This window comes from Arthrobacter sp. B0427-1-12, assembly GCF_059092905.1.
Genome location: NZ_JBNHIC010000114.1, coordinates 1 through 4,188 on the forward strand (window position 1 = coordinate 1; position 4,188 = coordinate 4,188).

3 protein-coding genes and 1 pseudogene are annotated in these 4,188 nt (G+C 67.1%); 2 read left to right on the forward strand and 2 right to left on the reverse strand.

Annotated elements, in window-relative coordinates:
• Window positions 1-99 (reverse strand): annotated as a pseudogene (locus AC5RWU_RS23740) (alcohol dehydrogenase catalytic domain-containing protein); the annotation flags it as partial.
• Between the two features lie 8 nt (window positions 100-107).
• On the opposite strand from AC5RWU_RS23740, the gene AC5RWU_RS23745 reads away from it, so the two are divergent.
• Window positions 108-893 carry a GntT/GntP/DsdX family permease gene (locus tag AC5RWU_RS23745; RefSeq protein ID WP_493986633.1) on the forward strand — a complete coding sequence of 262 codons (786 nt, stop codon included), beginning with the start codon at window positions 108-110 and terminating at the stop codon, window positions 891-893.
• A gap of 40 nt (window positions 894-933) precedes the next feature.
• Window positions 934-1,770, forward strand: coding sequence for a class II fructose-bisphosphate aldolase (locus AC5RWU_RS23750; RefSeq protein ID WP_493986634.1), 837 nt, complete (start codon window positions 934-936; stop codon window positions 1,768-1,770).
• 243 nt (window positions 1,771-2,013) lie between these two features.
• Here AC5RWU_RS23750 and AC5RWU_RS23755 read toward each other — a convergent pair whose 3' ends face one another.
• Complete coding sequence (locus AC5RWU_RS23755; protein ID WP_493986635.1) at window positions 2,014-3,576, reverse strand: alkaline phosphatase D family protein; 1,563 nt, start codon at window positions 3,574-3,576, stop codon at window positions 2,014-2,016.
• Window positions 3,577-4,188: the final 612 nt, after the last annotated feature.

The window sequence follows — 4,188 nt, forward strand, 5'->3', positions numbered from 1 at the left end:
GCAGGAACCGCAGTAGATGTTGAACGGGACCATGACGCGGTCGCCGCGTTTGAGGTTCTGCACCGAGGGGCCGACCTCTTCCACCTCGCCGATGAATCGCCCGCCGCATGAACAGCCGCGAGTTCCCCATGCTCCCGCTCACCGCCGAGCAGCTCCGCCTCTTCGGCACCGGCAGGTCCGGGATCGAACAGGAAGGCTCCGGCTCCGGCGGCTCGGACTCCGTCGCCGTCAATACCAAGGTCCAGGCTCCGCCGAGCCCCGGCATGATCATCACCCTCATCGTGCTGCCCATCGCCCTGATCATGCTCGGCACCGTCGGCTCCGTCGTGCTGCCCCAGGACTCCGACCTGGCCCAGGTCTTCGGCTTCATCGGGGCACCCATGATCGCCCTGCTCGTGGCACTGTTCCTGGCCTACTGGTTCCTGGGCATCCGCCGAGGCTGGTCCTCCCAGGCCACCGGCGAAATCATGGACGCCGCGCTGGCACCCACCGCGATCGTCATCCTCGTCACCGGCGCCGGCGACGTCTTCGGCAAAGTGCTCACCGTCAGCGGCATCGGCACCGCCCTCGCCGAGGGGCTCGCCAGCGTCGGCCTGCCGGTGATCCTCATGGCCTTCATCCTGGCCGCCGTGTTCCGCGCCTCCCAAGGCTCGGCCACCGTCGCTATCATCACCACCGCAGGCCTCCTCGCCGCGTCGGTCGAGGCCGGCAGCTACACCCCGATCCAGACCGCCCTCATCCTGCTCGTCATCGGCTTCGGTGCCTTCGGCCTGAGCCACGTCAACGACTCCGGCTTCTGGATCGTCACCCGGTACCTGGGCCTCTCGGTCTCCGACGGCCTGCGCACCTGGACCGTCCTGACCACAATCCTCGGCGTGACCGGTTCCTGCTGACCTCCGCCGCCTGGGTCCTCGCCAGCGGAATCGGGGTTTGATGCGCGCCCGCCTTGACGACGTTATCTTAGCCTCGCTGCGGCGCGGTGAGGCGGTCCCGGCCTTCACCTGCTACGATTTCGCCACCGCAACCTCCGTTGTGGAGGCTGCAGAGGAAGCCAGGCGCGGCATCGCCCTCCTGGTCGCTTCGAAGACTGCCGCGCGCACCTCCGGGCTTCGCCTCATCACCGCGCTGCGCAGCCTCGCGAACGGCGCCGCCGTTCCGGTGACCGTTCAGCTTGACCACGCCAACGACCTGCACGTCATCAGGGAGGCCGTGACCGCGGGTGCGGACGCGGTGCTGGCCGACGGCTCCTCCCTCGATTTCGAGGACAACATCGCGCTGGTGCGAACCGTGCGGGATCTGGTCGGACCCGACGTCGTACTGGAAGCAGAGCTCGGCGGACCCGCCGGCGACGAGGACAGAGCCTTCGCTCAGGATGCCGCCGGCCTCACCGACCCCGGGCAGGTCTCCGAGTTCGTCGCGCGCAGCGGTGCCCAGCTCCTCGCTGTCGCCGTCGGCAATGTCCACGGCAAGTACAAGGGCGAGCCGGTCCTGCGCTGGGACGTTCTGGGGCGGGCCGCGCAGGAGACCGACGTGCCGTTGGTGCTCCACGGCGCCTCCGGCATCCCGCAGGCCGACCTCGCGAGGGCGGCGTCCTTTCGGATCGGCAAGATCAACATCAACACCGGACTCCGAACCGCCGTGCTCGCCTCCGTCGCCTCCGGGGCCAACGGATTCAGGGCCGACGTCGAGAATCTCGCCGGGCTGCTGTCCGAATGGTCGGCAGCGGCCCGCGGAGTGGCCGGAGGAGTGCTGGAAACCCTGCGCGCCTGAGCGATGCGCGGGGGGAGGACGCCGCCGCGCCTGCTGACCAAGACCGGCACCGCATTTGCCCGCTACCCGGCCAGCGGAGCCACGACGTCAACCTCATGGCACAGCCCGTCCAAAGCGGCGGCCCCAAACCCGGGCCGCCGCTTCGGCGTTCCTGGCACGCCGTTCTGAGGAAATGACCGTGTCATATGCCCTGATATCGGCGATTGCGGTGTACTCACAAGTAGCGGGCACCTGGCGGATCGGTCAGGAGTCCGGCTGTGCGCCCGGGTGGCCGTTTTCGATGACGAAGCTGGCGCGGGTCCGTACCGGTGCTCCGGGGCGGGTGACGAAGTCGACGGTCCGGAAATCGGCGGTCCACTCCGTGGGGGTGACGACGTTGCGCACGTAGCCCCGTTCACGGTTGATGAACTTGATGTGGGGGTTTTCGTTCAGCTGTTTCCGGTCACCTTCGGTGGTGGCGGTGTCGTCGCCGCCCGAGGTGATCGATGTGCCCACCAGTTCGGTGCCCACGGTCGGTGAGGCGGGGTTATTGAAATCGGTTTTGATGTCGCAGACGTAGTTCATGTGTACGTCGCCGGTGATCACGACCGGGTTCTTGCCGGGCCCGATCGCGGAGAAGTGCTCGCTCATCCGGTTACGGGCCACGAGGTAGTTGTCCCATGAGTCGTCGTTGAAGCCCTGCTCCGGTCCGGCCGTGAAGTCCCGTTGGGAGAAGACCACCTGCTGGGCGAGGGTGTTCCACCGGGCGGTGGGGCCGGCCAGGGCCCGGCGCAGCCAGGTCTCCTGCTCGTTGCCGAGGATGGTGCGGGCCGGGTCGGTGCGGCCGGCATCCGTTTTGGCCTGGTCGCTGCGGTACTGCCGGGTGTCGAGCATGTAGATGTCGATGAGGTCCCCGAAGGTGCGCCGGCGGTAGATCTGCACGTTTGGTCCGGCCGGCTGCTGTGCCAGCCGCAGCGGCATGTGTTCGTAGTAGGCCTGCAGGGCCTGCGCGCGGCGGGCGCGGAACTCTTCGACCGGGACGTTGGGATCGGCGTCGTCGCCGGCCCAGTTGTTGTCCACTTCGTGGTCGTCGAAGGTGACCAGCCACGGGAATGCTGCATGTGAGTCCTGCAGGTCTGGATCTGTCTTCACCTGGCCGTGAATGACCCGGTAATCGGCAAGTGTCTTTGCTTCGTGGCCGGTAACCCAGGGGCGTCCGATTTTTCCTGGGCCTCCGCCTTCATAGATGTAGTCACCGAGGAAAACCACCAGGTCGAGGTCTTCCTGGGCCATGTGGGCGTGGGCGGTGTAGAAGCCCGCGGGGTAGTTCTGGCAACTGGCGAAGGCAAAGGAGAAGGAGCTCAATGCCGTCCCGGCCGCCGGTGCGGTGCGGGTGCGGCCCACCGGGCTCACCGCGTTGCCGACGTGGAAGCGGTACCAGTACTCGCGGTCCGGACGCAGCCCGGTGACCTCCACGTGCACGGAGTGCGCCAGTTGCGGGAGCGCCTTGGCTGAACCGGACTGCACCACCCGGCGCATGGACGGGTCCTCGGCCACCTGCCAGGTCACCGGCACCTGGAGCTCGGGCATGCCGCCGGTCCCGTCCAGTGCGAGGGGTTCCGGGGCCAGGCGCGTCCAGATGACGACTCCCTCCGGCAGCGGCTCACCGGAGGCCACACCCAGGGTGAACGGGTCGTTCTGGAACCGCGGGTTGGCCCAGGCCGGACTCGGCGCGGCCAGCGCCGAGCCCACGGCGGCAGCCAGGACACCGGTGCCCGTGATCGTAAGGAAGCTGCGGCGCGAGGCCGGCGCGGCGGAAAAAGTCATACGTATATCTCCTGAAGCAGGTGGTGGTGTCGCCCCAGCATTCCGGAGACAGGTAAAGGGATTCCGGAGAGCAGATGAACACCGGGCGGTGCCACCGTGAATCCAGCAGACCTATGCGCCGGCAGACAGGGCGCCCTCACACCTGGAGCCCAATGCCGCAACAGGCGCCGGTACCTGCTCGACCGGCGGCCGTACGCGCCAGCTGCAACTGATGAGCATCACTGATGAACCAACGACTGGTGCCACAGTCATCAGTGTGAGTCCGGTCGTTTCAAGTGCTGCGATCCTGAACCTTGGCGGCACCCACTGATCCGGTTCACATGTCGGGGCGGGACCGGCCATGCCATCGTGCATATGCACTGTTATCGGTGCAGGGGCTATCGACCCCAGCGTGGGCCGGTGCCGGTTCGGGCGCCGGTTAGGCCGGTTCCGGAAATCCCGGACCATGACGTCGAGGTGTCTCCGGTGTAAGCCATCAGTACCAAAGCAGTACCACGCCGGTACCGAACCGGTATTGTGTCTTGTCTCAAGACATCATGGACACACGATCTCATGACATCGTGGACACGATGTCTCACTGCTTCGGGGACAGGTGTCGCGGCCGTGGTGGGT

Bases quoted from the DNA above. Each gene is read 5' to 3' on its own strand.
- AC5RWU_RS23745 (WP_493986633.1), top strand. From the start codon at position 108: ATGAACAGCCGCGAGTTCCCCATGCTCCCGCTCACCGCCGAGCAGCTC.
- AC5RWU_RS23750 (WP_493986634.1), top strand. From the start codon at position 934: ATGCGCGCCCGCCTTGACGACGTTATCTTAGCCTCGCTGCGGCGCGGT.
- AC5RWU_RS23755 (WP_493986635.1), bottom strand. From the start codon at position 3,576: ATGACTTTTTCCGCCGCGCCGGCCTCGCGCCGCAGCTTCCTTACGATC.